The organism is Antarctobacter heliothermus (assembly GCF_002237555.1).
GTDB lineage: Bacteria > Pseudomonadota > Alphaproteobacteria > Rhodobacterales > Rhodobacteraceae > Antarctobacter > Antarctobacter heliothermus_B.
The window spans coordinates 4,171,751-4,189,513 of the sequence record NZ_CP022540.1; the positions used below are offsets into that span (position 1 = coordinate 4,171,751).

16 protein-coding genes are annotated in these 17,763 nt (G+C 62.3%); 6 read left to right on the plus strand and 10 right to left on the minus strand.

Annotated elements, in window-relative coordinates; genetic code table 11:
• Nucleotides 1–79 precede the first annotated feature (79 nt).
• Nucleotides 80–421 (minus strand): hypothetical protein, encoded by a 342-nt coding sequence (locus ANTHELSMS3_RS19795; RefSeq protein ID WP_094036366.1) that lies wholly within the window; start codon nt 419–421, stop codon nt 80–82.
• Between the two features lie 121 nt (nt 422–542).
• Nucleotides 543–2,075, minus strand: a complete 1,533-nt coding sequence (locus tag ANTHELSMS3_RS19800; RefSeq protein WP_094036367.1) for an acyl-CoA carboxylase subunit beta — start codon at nt 2,073–2,075, stop codon at nt 543–545.
• Nucleotides 2,076–2,252: 177 nt separating this feature from the next.
• Here ANTHELSMS3_RS19800 and ANTHELSMS3_RS19805 point away from each other — a divergent pair, with 177 nt between their 5' ends.
• Together ANTHELSMS3_RS19805 and ANTHELSMS3_RS19810 are read left to right on the plus strand one after the other, a co-directional pair.
• Complete coding sequence (locus tag ANTHELSMS3_RS19805; protein WP_094036368.1) at nt 2,253–3,479, plus strand: multidrug effflux MFS transporter; 1,227 nt, start codon at nt 2,253–2,255, stop codon at nt 3,477–3,479.
• A 59-nt stretch (nt 3,480–3,538) separates the two neighbouring features.
• Nucleotides 3,539–4,939, plus strand: a complete 1,401-nt coding sequence (locus ANTHELSMS3_RS19810) for a helix-turn-helix domain-containing protein (protein ID WP_094036369.1) — start codon at nt 3,539–3,541, stop codon at nt 4,937–4,939.
• Here the strand turns inward: ANTHELSMS3_RS19810 and ANTHELSMS3_RS19815 are convergent.
• The 5 genes from ANTHELSMS3_RS19815 to ANTHELSMS3_RS19835 are packed head-to-tail and all read right to left on the minus strand — an operon-like array spanning nt 4,936 to nt 8,829.
• On the minus strand, nt 4,936–5,628 hold the full coding sequence (locus ANTHELSMS3_RS19815; protein WP_094036370.1) for an N-acetylmuramoyl-L-alanine amidase: 693 nt from the start codon (nt 5,626–5,628) through the stop codon (nt 4,936–4,938). The genes ANTHELSMS3_RS19810 and ANTHELSMS3_RS19815 overlap by 4 nt on opposite strands.
• A 6-nt stretch (nt 5,629–5,634) precedes the next feature.
• Nucleotides 5,635–6,342: a hypothetical protein gene (locus tag ANTHELSMS3_RS19820; protein WP_254694792.1), complete on the minus strand. Its 708-nt coding sequence runs from the start codon at nt 6,340–6,342 to the stop codon at nt 5,635–5,637.
• A gap of 29 nt (nt 6,343–6,371) precedes the next feature.
• A complete protein-coding gene (gene gatA, locus ANTHELSMS3_RS19825; RefSeq protein ID WP_094036371.1) occupies nt 6,372–7,859 on the minus strand; it encodes an Asp-tRNA(Asn)/Glu-tRNA(Gln) amidotransferase subunit GatA in 1,488 nt (495 codons plus the stop codon).
• The gene (gatC, locus tag ANTHELSMS3_RS19830; protein WP_094036372.1) at nt 7,856–8,143 is read right to left on the minus strand and encodes an Asp-tRNA(Asn)/Glu-tRNA(Gln) amidotransferase subunit GatC; all 288 of its coding nucleotides are present in this window, start codon (nt 8,141–8,143) and stop codon (nt 7,856–7,858) included. The genes gatA and gatC overlap by 4 nt, the downstream gene beginning before the upstream one ends.
• Nucleotides 8,144–8,178: 35 nt before the next feature.
• Nucleotides 8,179–8,829, minus strand: a complete 651-nt coding sequence (locus ANTHELSMS3_RS19835; RefSeq protein ID WP_094036373.1) for a ceramidase domain-containing protein — start codon at nt 8,827–8,829, stop codon at nt 8,179–8,181.
• Between the two features lie 115 nt (nt 8,830–8,944).
• Between ANTHELSMS3_RS19835 and ANTHELSMS3_RS19840 the strand changes: the two genes are divergently transcribed.
• Nucleotides 8,945–9,637, plus strand: a complete 693-nt coding sequence (locus ANTHELSMS3_RS19840) for a metal-dependent hydrolase (RefSeq protein ID WP_094036374.1) — start codon at nt 8,945–8,947, stop codon at nt 9,635–9,637.
• 113 nt (nt 9,638–9,750) lie between these two features.
• On the opposite strand, the gene ANTHELSMS3_RS19845 is transcribed toward ANTHELSMS3_RS19840, so the two are convergent.
• The gene (locus tag ANTHELSMS3_RS19845) at nt 9,751–10,308 is read right to left on the minus strand and encodes a hypothetical protein (protein WP_094036375.1); all 558 of its coding nucleotides are present in this window, start codon (nt 10,306–10,308) and stop codon (nt 9,751–9,753) included.
• A 96-nt stretch (nt 10,309–10,404) separates the two neighbouring features.
• Here ANTHELSMS3_RS19845 and ANTHELSMS3_RS19850 point away from each other — a divergent pair, with 96 nt between their 5' ends.
• Both ANTHELSMS3_RS19850 and ANTHELSMS3_RS19855 read left to right on the plus strand, forming a co-directional pair.
• The gene (locus ANTHELSMS3_RS19850; protein ID WP_094037261.1) at nt 10,405–11,406 is read left to right on the plus strand and encodes a hypothetical protein; all 1,002 of its coding nucleotides are present in this window, start codon (nt 10,405–10,407) and stop codon (nt 11,404–11,406) included.
• A 70-nt stretch (nt 11,407–11,476) separates the two neighbouring features.
• Nucleotides 11,477–12,637 carry a sialidase family protein gene (locus tag ANTHELSMS3_RS19855; protein WP_094036376.1) on the plus strand — a complete coding sequence of 387 codons (1,161 nt, stop codon included), beginning with the start codon at nt 11,477–11,479 and terminating at the stop codon, nt 12,635–12,637.
• Between the two features lie 127 nt (nt 12,638–12,764).
• On the opposite strand, the gene ANTHELSMS3_RS19860 is transcribed toward ANTHELSMS3_RS19855, so the two are convergent.
• Nucleotides 12,765–15,401, minus strand: a complete 2,637-nt coding sequence (locus ANTHELSMS3_RS19860; RefSeq protein ID WP_157733589.1) for a hypothetical protein — start codon at nt 15,399–15,401, stop codon at nt 12,765–12,767.
• 209 nt (nt 15,402–15,610) lie between these two features.
• Here ANTHELSMS3_RS19860 and ANTHELSMS3_RS19865 point away from each other — a divergent pair, with 209 nt between their 5' ends.
• Complete coding sequence (locus ANTHELSMS3_RS19865) at nt 15,611–16,903, plus strand: O-acetylhomoserine aminocarboxypropyltransferase/cysteine synthase family protein (RefSeq protein ID WP_094036378.1); 1,293 nt, start codon at nt 15,611–15,613, stop codon at nt 16,901–16,903.
• Between the two features lie 60 nt (nt 16,904–16,963).
• On the opposite strand, the gene ANTHELSMS3_RS19870 is transcribed toward ANTHELSMS3_RS19865, so the two are convergent.
• Nucleotides 16,964–17,659, minus strand: a complete 696-nt coding sequence (locus tag ANTHELSMS3_RS19870; protein ID WP_094036379.1) for an SIMPL domain-containing protein — start codon at nt 17,657–17,659, stop codon at nt 16,964–16,966.
• Nucleotides 17,660–17,763 lie beyond the last annotated feature (104 nt).

A 17,763-nucleotide genomic window follows, 5' to 3' on the forward strand; every position in this document is an offset into this window, starting at 1 on the left:
GCTGTAACACCCGCGGCTCCTCCCGTCGGGACCGCCTTGGCCCCGGGCGCACCCGGGGCTATGTTCCGTGACGCCCCCATCAGGCGTCCTCCCCCGCACAGACCATCCATCGCGCGCGAAGCGCCGGATCGTCGAGCAAGTCACGAATGCGGGATTCGGTCTCTGCCGGGGTTCGCCCCGAAAGGCGTCCGCCGGCGCGCACAATCACACCGCATTCCGTTGCGGCAATTTCTACCACGGGAGAAAAACCGCGCAAGTGCTGAAATTTGCGCCAAAGGTCCTGCCTGATCTGGCGGGCAAGCCGCGCAGCCCGCACCGGCGGGAATCCGCTTGTCGCCGCCACGTCAAAACGCGGCGGCCACTGACGGGCCAGAACATAGCGCCCCTCTTCCTCAAGGACATGCCATCCATTGCGTCTCATGCGGCACTCCTGCCCCACAGGCCGCGGGACCCCGACGGGCCGCGCAGAGCCATGGCACTGCGTCTGACAATTGGACGCGCGTGATCTGTAAAGGTGGTCATACCGGGTCTCCGTGGGGATCTCAGAGGGGGATGTTGTTGTGCTTTTTCCACGGGGTCTGCCGGGACTTGTTGCGCAACATAGCAAAGGCCTTGGCCACCCGCCGCCGGGTCGAGCGCGGCTGGATCACCTCATCGATGAACCCGCGTTCTGCCGCGATGAACGGATTGGCAAACCGGTCTTCGTATGCGTCCGCGTGCGACTGGATCTTGGCTGGGTCACCCAGATCGGCGCGGTGGATGATCTCTGCCGCGCCCTTGGCCCCCATCACCGCAATCTGCGCCGTGGGCCAGGCATAGTTTACGTCGGCGCGCAGGTGTTTGGACGCCATCACGTCATAGGCCCCGCCATAGGCCTTGCGGGTGATGACCGTGACCATCGGCACCGTCGCCTCGCCATAGGCGAACAGCAACTTGGCACCGTGTTTGATAACACCGTTATACTCCTGCGAGGTGCCGGGCAGGAAACCGGGCACGTCAACCAGCGTCAGGATCGGAATCTCAAAGCAGTCGCAGAACCGGACAAAGCGCGCCGCCTTGCGGCTGCTGTCGATGTCCAGCACGCCCGCCAGCACCATCGGCTGGTTGGCCACGACGCCGACGGTCTGCCCCTCCAGACGGATAAACCCGGTCAGGATATTGCCCGCGAAATCGCGCTGGATCTCATAGAAATCGCCCTCATCCGCGACCTTGGTGATCAACTCTTTCATGTCGTAGGGCATGTTGGGGTTGTCCGGGATCAGCGTGTCGAGCGACGCCTCGATCCGGTCCACCTCATCGAAGAAGGGGCGCACCGGGGGCTTTTCGCGGTTGTGTAGCGGCAGGAAATCGACAAGGCGGCGGACCTCGGCCAGCGCCTCGACATCGTTTTCAAAGGCCCCGTCCGCGACAGAGCTTTTGCGGGTGTGGGTCGTTGCGCCGCCCAGTTCCTCGGCGGTGACGATCTCATTGGTCACGGTCTTGACCACGTCCGGGCCGGTGACAAACATGTAGGACGTATCCTTCACCATAAAGATGAAGTCAGTCATGGCAGGCGAATAGACCGCGCCACCGGCGCAGGGGCCCATGATGACAGAGATCTGCGGGATCACGCCCGACGCTTCGATGTTGCGTTGAAAGATCTCCGCGTAGCCTGCCAAGGCATCGACGCCTTCCTGAATGCGGGCGCCGCCCGAGTCGTTCAGACCGATCACCGGGGCGCCATTCTGAACCGCCATATCCATGATCTTGCAGATCTTGCGCGCATGGGTGTCAGAGACCGACCCGCCCAGCACGGTAAAGTCTTGGCTAAAGACATAGACCATGCGGCCGTTGATGGTGCCCCAGCCGGTGACAACACCGTCGCCATAGGGCCGGTTGTTTTCCATGCCGAAATCGGTGCAGCGATGCGCTACGAAAGTGTCGTATTCTTCGAAACTGCCCTCATCGACCAACAGCTCGATCCGTTCGCGCGCCGTCAGCTTACCCTTGGCGTGCTGGCTGTCGATACGTTTCTGCCCGCCGCCCAGCCGGGCGTTCTCACGGCGATCCTGCAATTCCTGGAGAATATCTTTCATCTGCCACCCCTTCCGGTTTGTCGCGAAAATACAGCGGAAACGCTGCGCCTCAAGGGTTTCCTCGCAAATTTGCAAATAGGCAAACTGCGCAGTGGTGAATAGTGCAAACTAGCGAAGTCGCACAAAACACCATGCAAGCATTGGACAATCCCCAATTCGAGGCATACCGATACCGCCATGCATTCCACAGATCCGGTGCGGTTCCTAGACCGCAGTACCCCGCCGCATATTGTCACACTCGTTCTGCTGGCCGGCATGTCCGCGCTGGTGATGAATGTTTTTGTGCCGTCTTTGCAAATCATGGCCGAGTGGTTTGAGACCGACTACGCGATCATGCAGTTCTCTGTGTCCGGCTATCTGGCGGGCAACGCGGTGCTGCAACTGTTCATCGGACCAATCTCGGACAAGCTGGGGCGCAGGCCGGTGATTCTGGGGGGGTTGGTGATCTTTGTACTGGCCACCATTGGCTGTCTTCTGTCCACCAACATCACGGTTTTCCTGATCTTTCGGATGCTGCAGGCCTGCGTCGTGGTCGCCATGGTGCTTAGCCGCGCCGTGGTCCGCGACCTCTATCCCCCGAACCAATCTGCCTCGATGATCGGCTACATCACGATGGGCATGTCGCTGGTGCCGATGCTGGCCCCCATCGCGGGCGGTTGGCTGGCGCAGACCTTTGGCTGGCACGCGAATTTCTGGCTGATGCTGATCCTTGGGCTGGCACTGATCGCGTTGTGTTTCCGCGATCTTGGAGAGACCAAGATCGCCAGCGGGCTGACGCTGGGCCAGCAGTTCCGTGAATACCCCGAACTGTTCCGCAGCCCGAGGTTTTGGGGATATGCGCTGGCCTGTGCGTTCTCCTCTGGCGCGTTCTTTTCCTACGTCGGCGGTGCGTCATACGTCGGGATTGAGGTCTTTGGCCTGTCGACGACGGTGCTGGGCTTCTTCTTTGGCGCGCCCGCAGTGGGATACGCGCTTGGCAATTTCCTGTCTGGACGGTTTTCGTCCCGAATCGGTATCAATTCCATGGTGCTGTGGGGCGGGATCATCGTGTCCGGGGGCATGGCGCTGTCGCTGGTGGTTTTCGCCGCAGGACTCGGCAACGCCTGGACCTTTTTTGGCTTCATGACCTTTGTCGGATTGGGCAATGGAATGACCATTCCCAACGCCACCGCAGGCGCGCTGTCTGTACGCCCCGGACTGGCGGGCACTGCCTCTGGTCTGGCAGGGGCGATCATGCTGGGCGGCGGGGCGGCTCTGTCGCAACTGGCCAGCGCGCTGTTGCAACCCGGCAGCGGCGCCTGGCCGCTGTTGTGGATGATGTTCCTGTCCGGCCTTGCCTCTGTGGTGGCTATTCTGGTGGTGATCCGACGTGCCCGGCAACTGCGGGGGCTGGACGCGGCGTGACAAAATTTGCATCTTTGCGCGACGAACAAGCAAAGATGCAAAACCGGAACATCCCCTGAATGGCCACCCAGAAACTTTATGCCGGCGCCAAGCTGCGCGACATCCGCACCCGATTGCATCTGACGCAAAAGGATTTCGCCGCCAAGCTGGGGATTTCCCTGCCCTATCTCAACCAGATGGAGAACAACAATCGCCCGGTCAGCACGACCGTGGTGCTGGCTCTGGCGCAGGAGTTCGGCTTTGATGTCACCGAACTGGGCCAAGGGGATGCAGAGCGTCTGGTCACTGACATGCGTGAGGCGCTGGCCGATCCTGTGTTTGGAGAGACAACGCCGCAACTGGCTGACCTACGCCTGACCGCCTCAAATGCGCCGGTGCTGGCACGGGCCTTTCTGGCCCTGCACCGCGCCTACCGGCAAACCCATGAGCGGCTTGCCTCACTGGATGAGGCATTGGGCCGCGAAGGTGCACAGCTACAGCCCAGCCCGTGGGAAGAGGTGCGCGACTTTTTCCACTATTGCGACAACTACATCGACGCGGTCGACCGCGCCGCCGAACATTTTGCCCAGTTGCACGCTGGTGAAACCAGTATCCGCAGCGCCTGCATCGAACGGCTGGAGGCGCGCGGGATCACCGTACGCTTTTCCCAGACCTCGCCGATGCGTGCCTTCGATGACGAGCGACAGGAATTGGTGCTGTCCTCGCTCTTGCCGGTTGAGACGCAGACCTTTCAACTGTTGGTGCAGGTGGCCTTGTTCCGGCAGAATCAGTTGCTAGAGGCAACGCTGGATCTGGCGCGTTTTCAGTCCGAAGAGGCGCGCGCCATCGCCAAGCTGGGCCTTGCCAACTATTTCGCAGGCGCCGCGATGATGCCCTACAAGGCATTTCTGGCCGCCACACAAGAGACCCGCCACGATCTGGAATTGCTGGCCGCCCGCTTTGGCGCCTCGATCGAGCAGGTGGCGCACCGGCTGTCGACACTGCAGCGCCCCGGTGCCAAGGGCGTGCCGTTCTTTTTTGTCCGCGTCGATCAGGCAGGCACGATCACCAAGCGCCATTCCGCCACGCGACTGCAATTTGCACGCTTTGGGGGTGCCTGTCCTTTGTGGAACGTCCACCGCGCGTTTGAAACGCCGGGCCGGTTCCTGCGCCAATTGGCGGAAACGCCGGACGGGGTGCGCTATATCAGCCTTGCACGGGATGTGTCCAAGACCGGCGGGCATTTCGGTGCGCCCGTGCGCCGCTATGCGATCTCTATCGGCTGCGAAGTGCGCCACGCCGCCGCCCTTGTCTATGCCGATGATCTAGATTTCACCCGCGCCAGCGCGTTCGAACCCATCGGGATCAGTTGCCGCATCTGTGAGCGAACCCATTGCCACCAAAGATCCGTTCCGCCATTGGAAAAGCGCCTGACCACCACGCCCAACCGACGCGACGTGCTGCCCTATCAGTTGGACTAGCCGCGCACCGGCGACCTGCACGGGAAACGGGTCGCAAGATCCGCCATGACGGCACAGTCCTGCGCATCCAGTGGCCCCTTGGCCCATGGACGAAACCGCAGCCGGATGGCGTTCAGAACGTCCTCTTTAGTCTGGGGTGACACCTTATACCCAAAGTCGGTGCAATCGGCCCAGAACTGCGCCGCATTCAGCGGTCTATCTGTCGGTTCGGGCCACACGGACAGCCCCCGCCGCGCCAGACGCCGCCAGTCAAACCGCCCGCCGGGGTCAGTCTTGCGCCCCAAAGCTGTGTCAGAATGGCCAACGACCCGCTCTGGCGTGATGGACCAGCGGTCGATGATGCCCGCCAGCAGCGCCTCAAGGACGGCCATCTGCGGTTCCGGGAACGGATGAAATCCGGTGTTTGCCAGTTCGATGCCGATGGAGTGGGAGTTCACATCCGAGACCCCTCCCCAACAGCCCCGCCCGGCATGCCACGCGCGGTCCGCCTCTTGTATAAGCTGCCACAGCCGACCGTCTTCGGCGATAACATAGTGACAGGACACCTCGCTTTCGGGCGCGCACAGCCAGTCGCGCGCGGCCTCTGCCAATGTCATCGCGGTGTAATGCAAGACGACCATATCCGGCCCGGTTGTGCCGCGCCGGTCACCGAAATTCGGCGATGGATGCCAGATCGGCTCCGGCGTCATGAAAGATCAGCCGCCACGCACCGCGCGGAAAGGCGCCGGGTTCCAGCTACAGGCGAAACCGTCGCCGTCCGGGTCCAGGCTCTTGCGGTCCTTTTCGGGTCCGCCCATCGCAAGGAAATCCTCTTGTGCCAGATCGGCAGAGGCATAGGACGCGCAGGCCCGCTGAGACCGCGCTCCACCATTGAAGGACGACCGTTTGTACAGCGGCGCGCCGACCGGGTTGGTGGTGCGCAAGGCATATTCCACGATATTGGGCGCGTCTGAACCGGGCCGCTTGGGCAGCGCCTCGGGCTGGATGACCGAATACTGTGACCGGTTTCGCTGAATCATCGCGGCATCGGCGGCGATGTCACGGGTGGCGGACACGGCGCTAAAATCGTTCTCGCCCGAGATGCCGCGCGCGTTTTCCACCAGATCAGGTGCCGGATTGCCGGGGGCCGCGTCCACCGGAGCAACACCGGAATTGAGCGCGCGAGCCGCAGCCGCAGCGACGACATCGCTTTCGTCGATCGGGCCGGACTCAACACGCGGCGCCGCCGGGACGGACGCTCTCTCACCGTTCAACTGCGCCTCACGCCGGGCGGCGTAGTCGTCATATTGGCCAAAGCCGACACCCGCGCCCGGATCCGGCGTTCTCGCGCCGCTGTCTGGAACGCTCGGCTCACAGGCTGCAACAGCCAGTGCCGCCAAAATCAGGAGTTGGGTCCGCATCATTCGTCCTGTCTGCTCTTTTGCGGCCCGCCCTACCACCATTTCGCGGGCTTGGCCACAAATCCTGCCGCCTGCTCCAATGCATAGGCGCAATTCAGCAGATCGCCCTCTTCCCACGGGCGCCCGATCAGTTGCAGGCCAAGCGGCAGCCCCTGCTTGTCCACGCCCGCCGGAACGCTGATGCCCGGCAGACCGGCAAGGTTCACCGTGACGGTAAAGACGTCGTTTAGGTACATTTGCACCGGATCGGCCTCTGTCATCTCACCCAGACCAAAGGCGGCAGAGGGCGTCGCAGGTGTCAGGATCGCGTCCACGCCCTGCGCGAACACATCCTCAAAGTCCTTTTTGATCAGCGTCCGCACCTTGCGCGCGCGGTTGTAGTAGGCGTCATAAAAACCCGCCGACAGAACATAGGTGCCCACCATGACGCGGCGCTTGACCTCTTCGCCGAACCCTTCGGCGCGGGTCTTTTCGTACATTTCGGTGATGCCATCGCCCTGCCCCAGCGAGGCGCGGTGACCGAAACGCACCCCGTCATAGCGTGCGAGGTTCGAGGACGCCTCTGCCGGCGCGATCACATAGTAGGCGGGCAGCGCGTATTTGGTATGCGGCAGGCTGATATCGACCAGCTTGGCGCCTGCGTCCTGCAGCATCTTGCGCCCTTCGGCCCAAAGCGCGTCAATCTCGGCGGGCATCCCGTCCATGTGGTATTCGCGCGGAATACCGATGGTCTTGCCCTTAATGTCGCCGGTCAGCATCGCCTCGAAATCCGGAACAGCCAGATCGGCGCTGGTGCTGTCCTTGGGGTCGTGGCCGCACATCGCCTGCAACATGATCGCCGCGTCGCGTACGTCCTTGGCCATCGGCCCGGCCTGATCCAGAGACGAGGCAAAGGCCACGATCCCCCAGCGCGAACAGCGCCCATAGGTCGGCTTGATCCCCGTAGTGCCGGTAAAGGCCGCGGGCTGGCGGATCGACCCGCCGGTGTCAGTGCCCGTCGCCCCAAGGCAAAGGTCCGCCGCCACCGCAGAGGCAGAGCCACCCGATGAGCCGCCGGGCGTCAGCGCCGCATCGTCGTTGCCACGCCGCCAAGGGTTGATCACATTGCCATAGGTGCTGGTCTCATTCGACGAGCCCATGGCGAATTCGTCCATGTTCAGCTTGCCCAGCATGACCGCGCCGGCATCGAACAGCTGGCTGGTCACGGTGGATTCATACTCCGGCTTGAACCCTTCAAGGATGGCAGAGGCCGCCTGAGAGGCCACACCCTTGGTACAGAACAGATCCTTGATGCCCAGCGGAATGCCGCACAACGACGGCGCATCGCCCGCCTTGATCCGCGCATCGGCGGCGGCGGCCTGTTCGCGCGCGATCTCTGGCGTCTTGTGGACAAAGGCGTTGAGCACATCGGCCTTGTCGATGGCGCTGAGGCAGGCATCGGTCAGTTCGACACTGGTCACGTCGCCTTTGCGCAGCGCATCGCGCGCCTCGGCGATCTTCATCTTGGTCAGATCAGTCATTCCACCACCTTCGGAACCGCAAAGAACCCTTCGCGCGCGTCGGGCGCGTTCGACAGGATCTTGTCCTGCATATTGCCGTCGGTCACGCCGTCGCTGCGGCGTTTCAGACGCATAGGCGTGACGGACACCATCGGCTCGACGCCCTCGACATCCACCTCGTTCAACTGTTCGATGAACCCGAGGATGTCGTTGAAGGATTGTGCCAGCGCGGGCAGATCTTCGTTTTCCACCTTGATGCGGGCAAGTTTTGCCACGCGCGCCGCTGTCTCGATGTCGATCGACATGGGGGCCTCATTCGTTTCCGGATCAAGGGCAGGCTTTAGCGCCCCGCCTGCCGCGCCGCAAGCACATGGCGCGTCCAGACCGCGATCATCCAGCCCAGCATCGTCGCATTGAGCAGATGCCAGACGAAATGCGTGCCGATGGGCAGCACGCCACACAGCGGATCGTCAAGAATGCGAGCCGTCATGGAAAGCAACAGGATCGCAACGCCAATAGCCAGCCCCCGCGCCGTGTCCCGCGCGCGATGCCGCAACAGCACGGCATAGATCGCAATCAACAACGGCACCGGTGCATAGCTGGCGGTCCCGCCCAAACCCGGAATCAGTCCGAACAGCGGTGCCGTGACGGCGGCAAAAGGAACAAACAGCGCCGCCGCCCCCAATGCGGGCCACACCGACATGCCCCAGAAATCGCGGTTCGCCGCAAAAATATAGACCAGAACGAACAAAAGGATCGGCACCACATCGGCGACACCGGCCCAAGGTTGCGCAAAGGTGTGAAACAGGAACGAACCGACTCCAATCACGCCAAGGATCACACACATCACCCGGCCCAATCCGAAGGTGCGCCGCCACAGGATCACCGCCGCCAGAACAAAGGCGGCATTGGTCACGGCGTTCATCGGCTCTGACCAGAACTCTGGCCCCATTCGCTCACAGTATCCGTCGACGGCGCGGGTCCAGTCCATGTGTCTTCTTTGTCCCAATGCTATTGGCGCCATCTGCCAATGGCACCGCATTCGGTTAATCTAGCCACTCGCCGCTGTCATGCTAGGCTTGCCCCAAATCAACAGGGAGAGACCCATGCAAATAATCTGGCTAGGCCACGGCAGTTTCCGCATTGAAATCGGCGGTGAGGTGCTGCTGATCGACCCTTGGATCAACGGCAACCCGATGATGGAGGGACAAGACACCGACGCCGCCATCGCCGGGGCGACGCAGATCCTTGTGACCCACGGCCATTTCGACCACACCAACGACATCGTCGAGATCAACCAAAAAACCGGCGCGCCGGTCTCGGGGATGTATGAGCTGGCCAATGTGTTGACCGGCATGGGCGCGGTTGAGGGCAATGCCTTCAACAAAGGTGGCACGGTTCGCTTTGGCGAAGTTGCCGTGACTATGGTGCCCGCCTCGCACAGCTCCTCAATGGCTGTGGACGGCGTAGCACGTTACATGGGTATGGAAACCGGGTTCATGATCGAGGGTGACGGGCACACGATTTATCACTCCTCTGACACGGCCATCATGGCCGACATGGGCTGGATGGGGGCCTATTTCAGACCCGACATCGGCATTCTTTCGGCGGGCGGCTATTATACGATGGACATGCAGCAGGCGGCTTGGGCCGCGCAGGAGTACTTTGACTTCAAGACCGTGATTCCCGGCCATTACCGCACGTTCCCCGCCTTGGAACAATCGGCAGAGGTTCTGGCAGAGGGCTTGCCGGGGGTGGACGTGATCGAGCCACATGTCATGCAGCCGATCACGTTCTAAGCTCCGGTCCTGTTCCCGGGAGGGTCCGATACAAAGAAAACGTCCCGGCGGCGCGAAAGGGTAGGTGGGCGGGCGATGCGGCCCGCAGGGACGCGAGTCCCGTCCCCGACCCGTCAGGGGATCATGGCGCCCCGACGGTCAAAGCTGACTTTTTCGGTCGTTAGATCGTCATAGATCACCTCAACCGTCATGCTCTCGACCGACTTCAGCGGGAAAGCGCGATAGGGCAGCCCGTCGTCGGGCAGCATGGCGTTGGGGGCATTGGTGTCCTCATGGCAGGCCGGCAGCGGCCAGGGTTCCGGCTCTGCCCCGTTGATCCCCACATGGATCGCCACCAGCCCACAGCGCCACGCCCAAAGGTGGGTGACATAAACCAGGTCCTGACCGTCGAACTCCCGCACCGCGATCCAGTTGGCGCGGGTCGCGCCCAGGATCGGTTTGACCTCCACCGCCGTGGTAAAGCGACCCGTGGCAACCTGCTGTTCGGCTGTGTAGGGCAGCACGCGGACGGGTGCCGGATCTTCCTCGGAACTGGGCGGCGGAGCCTCGGCCGAGGGGGCCCGTGCATCTGCGGCCTCCACCTTGGGCGCGGGTGCTGTTTCTACCAGCTCGGCGGGGCCATCAGGTCCGCCGGTGGCGATGGCAATGACAACAAGAATGAGATCGAGCATAAGGCGAATCCTGTCTGAAATTCCTCAAGTTGGCCGCTTTCGATGCGCGCCGCGCCCGCCTATAGTGCCGACAAAAGGGCAACGGGCAGGTACACCATGACACGCGAGGGCAGTACGGCTCAAACTGTAAATATTCTGATTGTGGCGCAGGCCGGGCGGTTGTCCTATGAGGCGGTGCTGTTTGCCGCCTCTTTACAGGCGCAGGGCGAGGACCGCTTTCGCCTGATCGTGGCAGAACCCGTGCCCGGCCCGCTTTGGGAGTCCGATCCCCGCATCCGCCAGCCAGAGGTGCGCGCCCTGCTCAAGGATCTGGGCGCAGAAATCCGCCCCTTCGAGGCGCAGTATTTCGGCGGCTCCTATCCCTATGGCAACAAGATCGAGGCGCTGCGTGTCCTGCCCGAGGGAGAGCCGTTTGTCTTTTTCGACACGGATACACTGATCCTTGACCGCCTGTCGCGGGTGCCCTTCGACTTCGACCGTCCCACAGCATCCATGCGGCGCGAAGGCACATGGCCGCAGATTGAACTCTACGGGCCGGGCTATACACAAACCTGGAAGGCGCTATACGATCGTTTCGGACTGGACTTTGACAGCAGTCTGGATCTGGACTGGCCGGATGAATACTGGCAGCGGTATCTGTATTTCAACGCCGGTTTCTTTTTCTACAAATGCCCCAAGATGTTCGGGGATCTGTTTCTGGGCTACGCCCTGTCGGTCCGTGACGATCCGCCCGCCGAACTGGTCTGCCAGAGCCTTGAACCTTGGCTGGATCAGGTGGTTCTGCCGCTGGTGATCCACCGGCTGGGCGGCGGCCGGAACATGGTGCCCACGGGGCTGCTGGACGGCGAAGTCAGCTGTCACTACCGGGTGCTGCCCCTGCTCTATGCGCGTGAGGCAGACCGGGTGGTCGAGGTGCTGGAAGCGGTCACAGCCCCCAACCGGATCAAGAAGGTGCTCAAGGAATACGATGCCTTCAAGCGGATGATCTATCAGGGGCGCGGGCAAAAGGTGCGGGCGCTGTTTGACCGCGATGATCTGCCCCGCCGCGAACAGGCGATCCGCAACAAGATCAAGCGCGAAGGGTTCTGGATGCGCTGAGTCCAGATTTCAGGCCGTGTCAGCGCGGCGTCGTGATACACTGAGCCAGCGATCAGGACGAGGTGTTTTCATGTCGGATTTTGTCACGGTGCTGGTGGGCACCACCAAAGGATTGTTTCTGCTCCGCTCAGATACCGAACGGGCGCAATGGTCGGTCAGCGGGCCGCTGTGCGACGGCTGGTCGATCAACCACGCGATTGGCGATCCTGAAACCGGCGCGCTGTGGGCCGGGGGCGGCGGTGAATTTCACGGCGCTGGCGTCTGGCGGTCGACCGATGGCGGCGAAAGCTGGGCTTTGACCAAGCTGGCCGATGGCACCATGGACGAATGGATCCGCAATGATCCGGAAACAGCGGCCTTTTTCGGAACAGAACCCCAGCCCCCTGCCCCCTTTTCCGGGCGGGTGGAAGCGATCTGGTCGCTGGGACAAGTGAATGGCAAGCTGTACGCCGGGGCCAAACCAGCGACGCTTTTTGTCAGTGAGACCGGCGGCGAGACCTGGGAGGCCGTCGAGAGCCTGACCGATCATCCCTCCTCGGACAGCTGGCAGCCCGGTGGCGCGGGCCTGACGCTGCATACGATCGTCAGCAGTCCGGCTGATCCGGCCAAGATGTGGCTGGGCATTTCCTCTGCCGGGGTCTTTGCCACCGAGGATGGCGCGGAAAGCTGGGAGAGACGCAATCGTCTGTCCAATGCCGAGGCCTGCGGCCACCACCATCACCCCGCTGCCCCCAAGGACGGCGAGACCGGGCATTGCGTCCACAATCTGGTGCGGGCGGGCGGTGCGGGAGACCTGTTGTACCAGCAAAATCATCACGGGGTCTGGCGCTCATCCGATGGGGGGCGCAGTTGGGATGATATCACCGAGGGGTTGCCCTCGACCTTTGGGTTTCCGGTGGCTGTGCATCCTGACAAGGCTGGCACGCTTTGGGTGCTGCCCCTGAACGGGGACAGTGCCGGGCGGTATCCGCCTGACGCCTCGGCGGCGGTCTGGCGGTCGCGTGATGGCGGCGATAGCTGGGAGGCGTGCCGTGAGGGGCTGCCGCAGGCGCATTGCTTTTTCACCGTCTTGAGGCAGGCGATGGCCACGGATCGGGCCGCCGCGCCGGGGGTTTATTTCGGGACCAACTCGGGCTCGATCTTTGCCAGCCTTGACGAGGGAGACAACTGGTCCGAGATCGCGCGGCATCTGCCCACGGTCTTGTGTGTGGAGACGGTCATGGCGGGGTGATCCAGCGTTTGTCCACGCGTGGACAGAGATCGCCCCTATAAAAATCAATGCGTTACAGAGACGTTTTTACCTTTGGGTAACGAATGGCCGGTTCAGGCGCGCCGCCCGATCCGGCCATTTTCCATGCTCAGTTCAGGGAAAAACAGGCCGGATCAGAGGCGCAGCGGCCGATGGCGGCGCGCAGGGCCGGTGACTTGCCGTCCTGATACTGGTTGTACCCGCCCGGCAGCATGTCGTGGCGTTCAAGCTGATGCTGGTACAGCTCAAACACCCGCGCATCGGCGGAAAAATCGCTGGTGACATTGTTCAGCCGGTCGTAGTGGGCCAGCCAGATCCGCTCTGCCTCGGCATTGCGACCCAGCGCGGCCAGCGCCAGTCCGCGATAGAAATCGGCCTCTTCCTTCTGAGTGTCTCTGAAACGCTCTGTCTGCGCGAGAGCATCGTCTGGCTGATCCGCCATCAACAACAGGCGCACATACCAACCCCTGTCATAGCCGCTGTACCCGAGAAACCGGATATAGGCGCGATAATCGCGCAACGCCGCCTCAAACGCGTCGATCTGATAGTATTCGTAAGACCGCGCAGTATACGCCTTGGCTGCTTCGGTTTTCACCAACCATCCGGTGTCGATGGCGCGCGTGCATTTTTCGATCGCGTCTTCGACATAGGTATCGCAGGTCTGGGCGGCGGCCTTGGCGTGCTCTCGGCGCGCGGTGTCATAATATAGCGGCCCCTCAGGCAGATTTACGACATAGGACAGGCCAAACGCCTCACTGTAGTCGCCATAGCCGATCTGACCGGAAATGACGCAGTCGGTGGCGGCAGCGCAGGCCGCAAGGGCCGCGCGCGATCCGGCACCGAACTTGCCGTCAATCGCGCCTGAGTAGACCCCAGCCTTTTGCAATAACCGTTGCAGGTCTTGGGCGCTGGTATCGCCGATGTCCTCTGTCTCTTCGAAGATCGCCCCCATCCATGCCTCGACCGCCTCATCCGCGCGCCCGAGGCGGGCAAGAATATTGCCGCGTACCACATCTGTCTCACGTTGAAAGAAGGAGCGCGACCATTGGCTGGTGACGGCGCGCACCGCCTCCACGTCTTCGAGCGCGCCCGCGTAGTCACCTTTGCGGTAACGGATGGCGGCGCGGTTCTTGAAAAGACTGTGGTCCGGGGCCACCGCATTGATCGCACGGGTCATGACGGCGTCGGCCTCTTCAAACGCCTCGATTTCCGCATATTGCACGGCAAGGAAATTCTCGATTTGCGTGCGTTCAACAGCGTCGAAATCACCCGCCTGCAACATCGCCTCACACATGTGGATGTTCATTTCCGGCTGACCCTGATTGCAACTGCCCTGCCCGTCCGGTTCTCCCAATGCCACCAGAAGACTGCTGGAGGCGCTGCGACTGAGATCCAATGAGGTGTCCGAGACCGGCACCGGCAACAGGTCAGGCGCGGCACCTGTGCCCGGCGGCAGGCAATCCGTCGCAAAGCTGCATCGCTGCACCGCGATGCGGGTCAGCGTTGTGTACGTCCCGTCGGCCACCTGATCCAAGTGCCCGCTGCTGATCAACGCCTCTTGCCATGACCGGATGAGGCTTTCGCTTGCCCCGTCGTCAGACAACAGGGTGTCCCAGACCTGAAAGGCGGTGTTCACCTTGTCCGCAGAGCGTTCGAACAGGCCCAGCCGGGCAAAGAATCTATCGGGCGGGGCAGAGGTGGCCCCTATGGCGGCGCGCATTTCCAGCGCCGCATCCGCGTGCTGCCCAAGGGCGTCCAGCGCCAGCGCGCGGTTTTCAAGCAAAACCGGGGTCTCTGGGCGCAGTGACAGGGCGGCCTGAAACGCCTCATGCGCGGCAAAGGCGTCTCCTGTGGCGAAAAACGCCGCCCCGATGGCGTTTTGCAGCGCCGCTGCGTCATTGTCCTCCCAGTCGCGCGAGGCCAGCGCGGCCCGGCATACGCGCAGGATCTGGTCCCAGCCCTTTGCATCGGTACACCGATGTAGCCCGGCCTGCGGCGGTGGAGTGACAGCCGCAACCGGCGTCTCGCTGGCGTCCGCTGCGGCAAGGTTCGCCAACAGGGTTTCGGCGGTCTGGGCGGAGGGGCAATTGGGGTAGGTCTGGACATGCAGCCGCAGTTCCTGCGCGCCCAGCGGGCTGACTCGGCCCAGATGCGCGTCGGCCCCGGCGCAGGGGGCCGCATTGACGATGCCAAGCGCCGTCAGTTCATCGGCGTCAAACACATACATGTCGTCCGCCGGTGTCAGCAGCATCTTGTTGACCACCGCACCGTTCACGCCAAATTCGTCATAGGCCGACATGATGTTCGCCAGCGCGACCTGCCCCGAACGAAGGCTGTCGCTGGTCGAGGACAGTTGATGTACGCCAAGCGTGCCCTGCGCCACGCGTTCGCCCCCGGCGAAAAACAGGTAGGAACAGGCTGAGAAACAGACAGCGCCGCCGGGGATCAGCGTCCTCAGCCCTGCCTCATGCACCACATAGGACATTGTCAGGGCCGAATGGACCGATCCACCGCGGCTGGAGAGCGACAGTTGCGTGACATGAGGATAGGATTTGAGCGCGCGGTTCAGCATGACCGGCGTGCGGATGTCGATTTCATCGACCAGTGACAGCATATGCGGTGTGTCGGTGTCGTAGATAATGGGGTAAAATTCGGTTTCTTTCTCTGCCGTTGCAAGCTGCGCGCAAATTGCGAAGACGGCAGAAAGCGTGACTGTTGAATAGCGGACACCTGCGGGACAACGCATATCAATTCGCCTTTTGAAAGGTTCCAGGGGTGGCGCGGAAATTGCGCCGGAACAGGCCATATTCTGCCTCAAAACGCGCGAAATCTCAATGAAATTGCCGATGTGAAATGCTCTGTGGCGCGGCATTGCCGGTTCTTGTCGAACCCGTCTGGAAGAACGGTTCTCAATCCCCTAATGCTGAACGCATCGCATTTCAGGGAGAGAGTACCATGACTCAGGAAGACCCCAACTACGGCTTTGACACCCTTCAGATCCACGCAGGCGCACGGCCCGATCCGGCCACCGGCGCGCGGCAGGTGCCGATTTACCAGACAACGGCCTATGTGTTCCGCGACGCCGAACACGCCGCCGCGTTGTTCAACCTGCAAGAAGTCGGATACATCTATTCGCGCCTGACCAACCCCACCGTTGCCGCCCTGCAAGAGCGGGTTGCGGTGCTGGAGGGCGGCGCGGGTGCTGTTTGTTGTTCGTCCGGTCACGCGGCGCAGATCATGGCGCTGTTCCCGCTGATGGCACCGGGGCGCAACGTGGTGGTGTCGACGCGGCTGTATGGCGGCTCGATCACCCAGTTCAGCCAGACCATCAAGCGCTTTGGCTGGTCCGCCACCTTTGTCGATTTCGACGATCTGGACGCGGTGGAAGCGGCGATTGATGACGACACCCGCGCGGTGTTCTGTGAGAGCATCGCCAATCCGGGCGGATATATCACCGATTTGGACGCGATTTCGGCGATTGCCGACAAGGCGGGCTTGCCGCTGATCGTCGACAACACCTCGGCCACGCCCTACCTGTGCCGCCCGATTGAGCATGGTGCCACGCTGGTCGTGCATTCGATGACCAAGTACCTGACCGGCAATGGCACCGTGACCGGCGGTGTGGTGGTGGATTCGGGCAAGTTCGACTGGTCCGCCAGCGACAAATTCCCGTCTCTGTCCGCGCCCGAGCCCGCGTATCATGGGCTGAAGTTCCACGAGACGTTTGGCCCGCTGGCGTTCACCTTTCACGGCATCGCCATCGGATTGCGCGATCTGGGCATGACGCTGAACCCGCAGGCGGCGCATTACACGCTGATGGGGATCGAGACGCTGAGCCTGCGTATGGATCGCCACGTCGAGAACGCGATGAAGATCGCCGCCTGGCTGGAAACCCATGACGCGGTAGAGGCTGTGACCTACGCCGGGTTGCCGTCCTCGCGCTATAACGACCGGGTGGCGCGGATCTGTCCCAAGGGCGCGGGTGGCCTGTTCACCGTGGCACTGAAGGGCGGCTACGAGTCCTGCATCAAGTTTGTCGATGCACTGGAGATCTTTAGCCATGTGGCCAACCTTGGCGACACCCGCAGCCTTGTGATCCACTCGGCCTCGACCACGCACCGGCAGTTGTCCGAAGAACAGCAGGTTGCGGCGGGGGCGGCCCCCAACGTGGTGCGCATTTCCATCGGGATCGAAGATGCGAACGATCTGATTGCCGACCTTGATCAGGCGCTGAACAAGGCGAAGTAAAACGACAAAGGGCGGGGATTTCCCCGCCCTTTGTCTGTCGCGTTCCCGGCATCAGCCGCGTCACTCGGCGATGGTAAACACCATTGTCACCTCGGCGCGCACTTCTAGCTCACCCGCCGCGACGGGCACGTCCTTGGCGACAACCGCCGCTTCACGCATCATGGCCTCTGCCCCGGCGATGGACCGCACCAGCGGCTCTGCGGTGTCGCGCAGTTCCAGCAGCGGGCCAAGCGTCACCCCTGCCGCATCGGCGTACAGCTTGGCCTTGGCGATGGCGTCGGCCACCGCGCGGCGGCGGGCCTCATCCTCGATCGGGCGCGGTTCCTGCACGCTGAACGACAGGTTCTGCAACTGGTTCGCGCCGTCATCCAGCACCGCCGACAACAGCGCGCTGATCCCGTCAAGATCACGCACCCGCACGCTGACCGTGTTGGTGGCGTAATAGCCCAGAAAGACGTCCTCGTTGCGGGTATTGTCCCAGCGGGTCTGTTCATTGACCCGCAATTGGGTGGTCTGGATGTCGCGTGTTTCGACCCCCAGGCCGTTCAGTCGGGCAAGAATCGCCTCTACCGCCTCGGACGTGGCGTTCATGGCCTCGACCGCCGTGGGGCCGCGCCCGTCAGCACCCAGAGTGATCACCGCCATGTCGGGAACCACGGCCAGATGGCCCTCGCCCGAGACAGTCAGGCGGCCCTCGGCCACCGCGACAAGTGGCATGGCGAAAGCCACCACCGTCAAGAATGCCAAAATTCGCATAAATTACCTCACAATCTGTAGGATTCTGTAACGACTGTCTCGCGAAGTGACAAAATCGGCAAGGGTGCAACAGCGGCTTTCTTTTCTTCGGCAAAGAGTTGCCT

Excerpts from the sequence above, each read along its gene's own strand:
- ANTHELSMS3_RS19795 (WP_094036366.1), bottom strand. The coding sequence starts at position 421 with ATGAGACGCAATGGATGGCATGTCCTTGAGGAAGAGGGGCGCTATGTT.
- ANTHELSMS3_RS19800 (WP_094036367.1), bottom strand. The coding sequence starts at position 2,075 with ATGAAAGATATTCTCCAGGAATTGCAGGATCGCCGTGAGAACGCCCGG.
- ANTHELSMS3_RS19805 (WP_094036368.1), top strand. The coding sequence starts at position 2,253 with ATGCATTCCACAGATCCGGTGCGGTTCCTAGACCGCAGTACCCCGCCG.
- ANTHELSMS3_RS19810 (WP_094036369.1), top strand. The coding sequence starts at position 3,539 with ATGGCCACCCAGAAACTTTATGCCGGCGCCAAGCTGCGCGACATCCGC.
- ANTHELSMS3_RS19815 (WP_094036370.1), bottom strand. The coding sequence starts at position 5,628 with ATGACGCCGGAGCCGATCTGGCATCCATCGCCGAATTTCGGTGACCGG.
- ANTHELSMS3_RS19820 (WP_254694792.1), bottom strand. The coding sequence starts at position 6,342 with ATGATGCGGACCCAACTCCTGATTTTGGCGGCACTGGCTGTTGCAGCC.
- gatA (WP_094036371.1), bottom strand. The coding sequence starts at position 7,859 with ATGACTGATCTGACCAAGATGAAGATCGCCGAGGCGCGCGATGCGCTG.
- gatC (WP_094036372.1), bottom strand. The coding sequence starts at position 8,143 with ATGTCGATCGACATCGAGACAGCGGCGCGCGTGGCAAAACTTGCCCGC.
- ANTHELSMS3_RS19835 (WP_094036373.1), bottom strand. The coding sequence starts at position 8,829 with ATGGACTGGACCCGCGCCGTCGACGGATACTGTGAGCGAATGGGGCCA.
- ANTHELSMS3_RS19840 (WP_094036374.1), top strand. The coding sequence starts at position 8,945 with ATGCAAATAATCTGGCTAGGCCACGGCAGTTTCCGCATTGAAATCGGC.
- ANTHELSMS3_RS19845 (WP_094036375.1), bottom strand. The coding sequence starts at position 10,308 with ATGCTCGATCTCATTCTTGTTGTCATTGCCATCGCCACCGGCGGACCT.
- ANTHELSMS3_RS19850 (WP_094037261.1), top strand. The coding sequence starts at position 10,405 with ATGACACGCGAGGGCAGTACGGCTCAAACTGTAAATATTCTGATTGTG.
- ANTHELSMS3_RS19855 (WP_094036376.1), top strand. The coding sequence starts at position 11,477 with ATGTCGGATTTTGTCACGGTGCTGGTGGGCACCACCAAAGGATTGTTT.
- ANTHELSMS3_RS19860 (WP_157733589.1), bottom strand. The coding sequence starts at position 15,401 with ATGCGTTGTCCCGCAGGTGTCCGCTATTCAACAGTCACGCTTTCTGCC.
- ANTHELSMS3_RS19865 (WP_094036378.1), top strand. The coding sequence starts at position 15,611 with ATGACTCAGGAAGACCCCAACTACGGCTTTGACACCCTTCAGATCCAC.
- ANTHELSMS3_RS19870 (WP_094036379.1), bottom strand. The coding sequence starts at position 17,659 with ATGCGAATTTTGGCATTCTTGACGGTGGTGGCTTTCGCCATGCCACTT.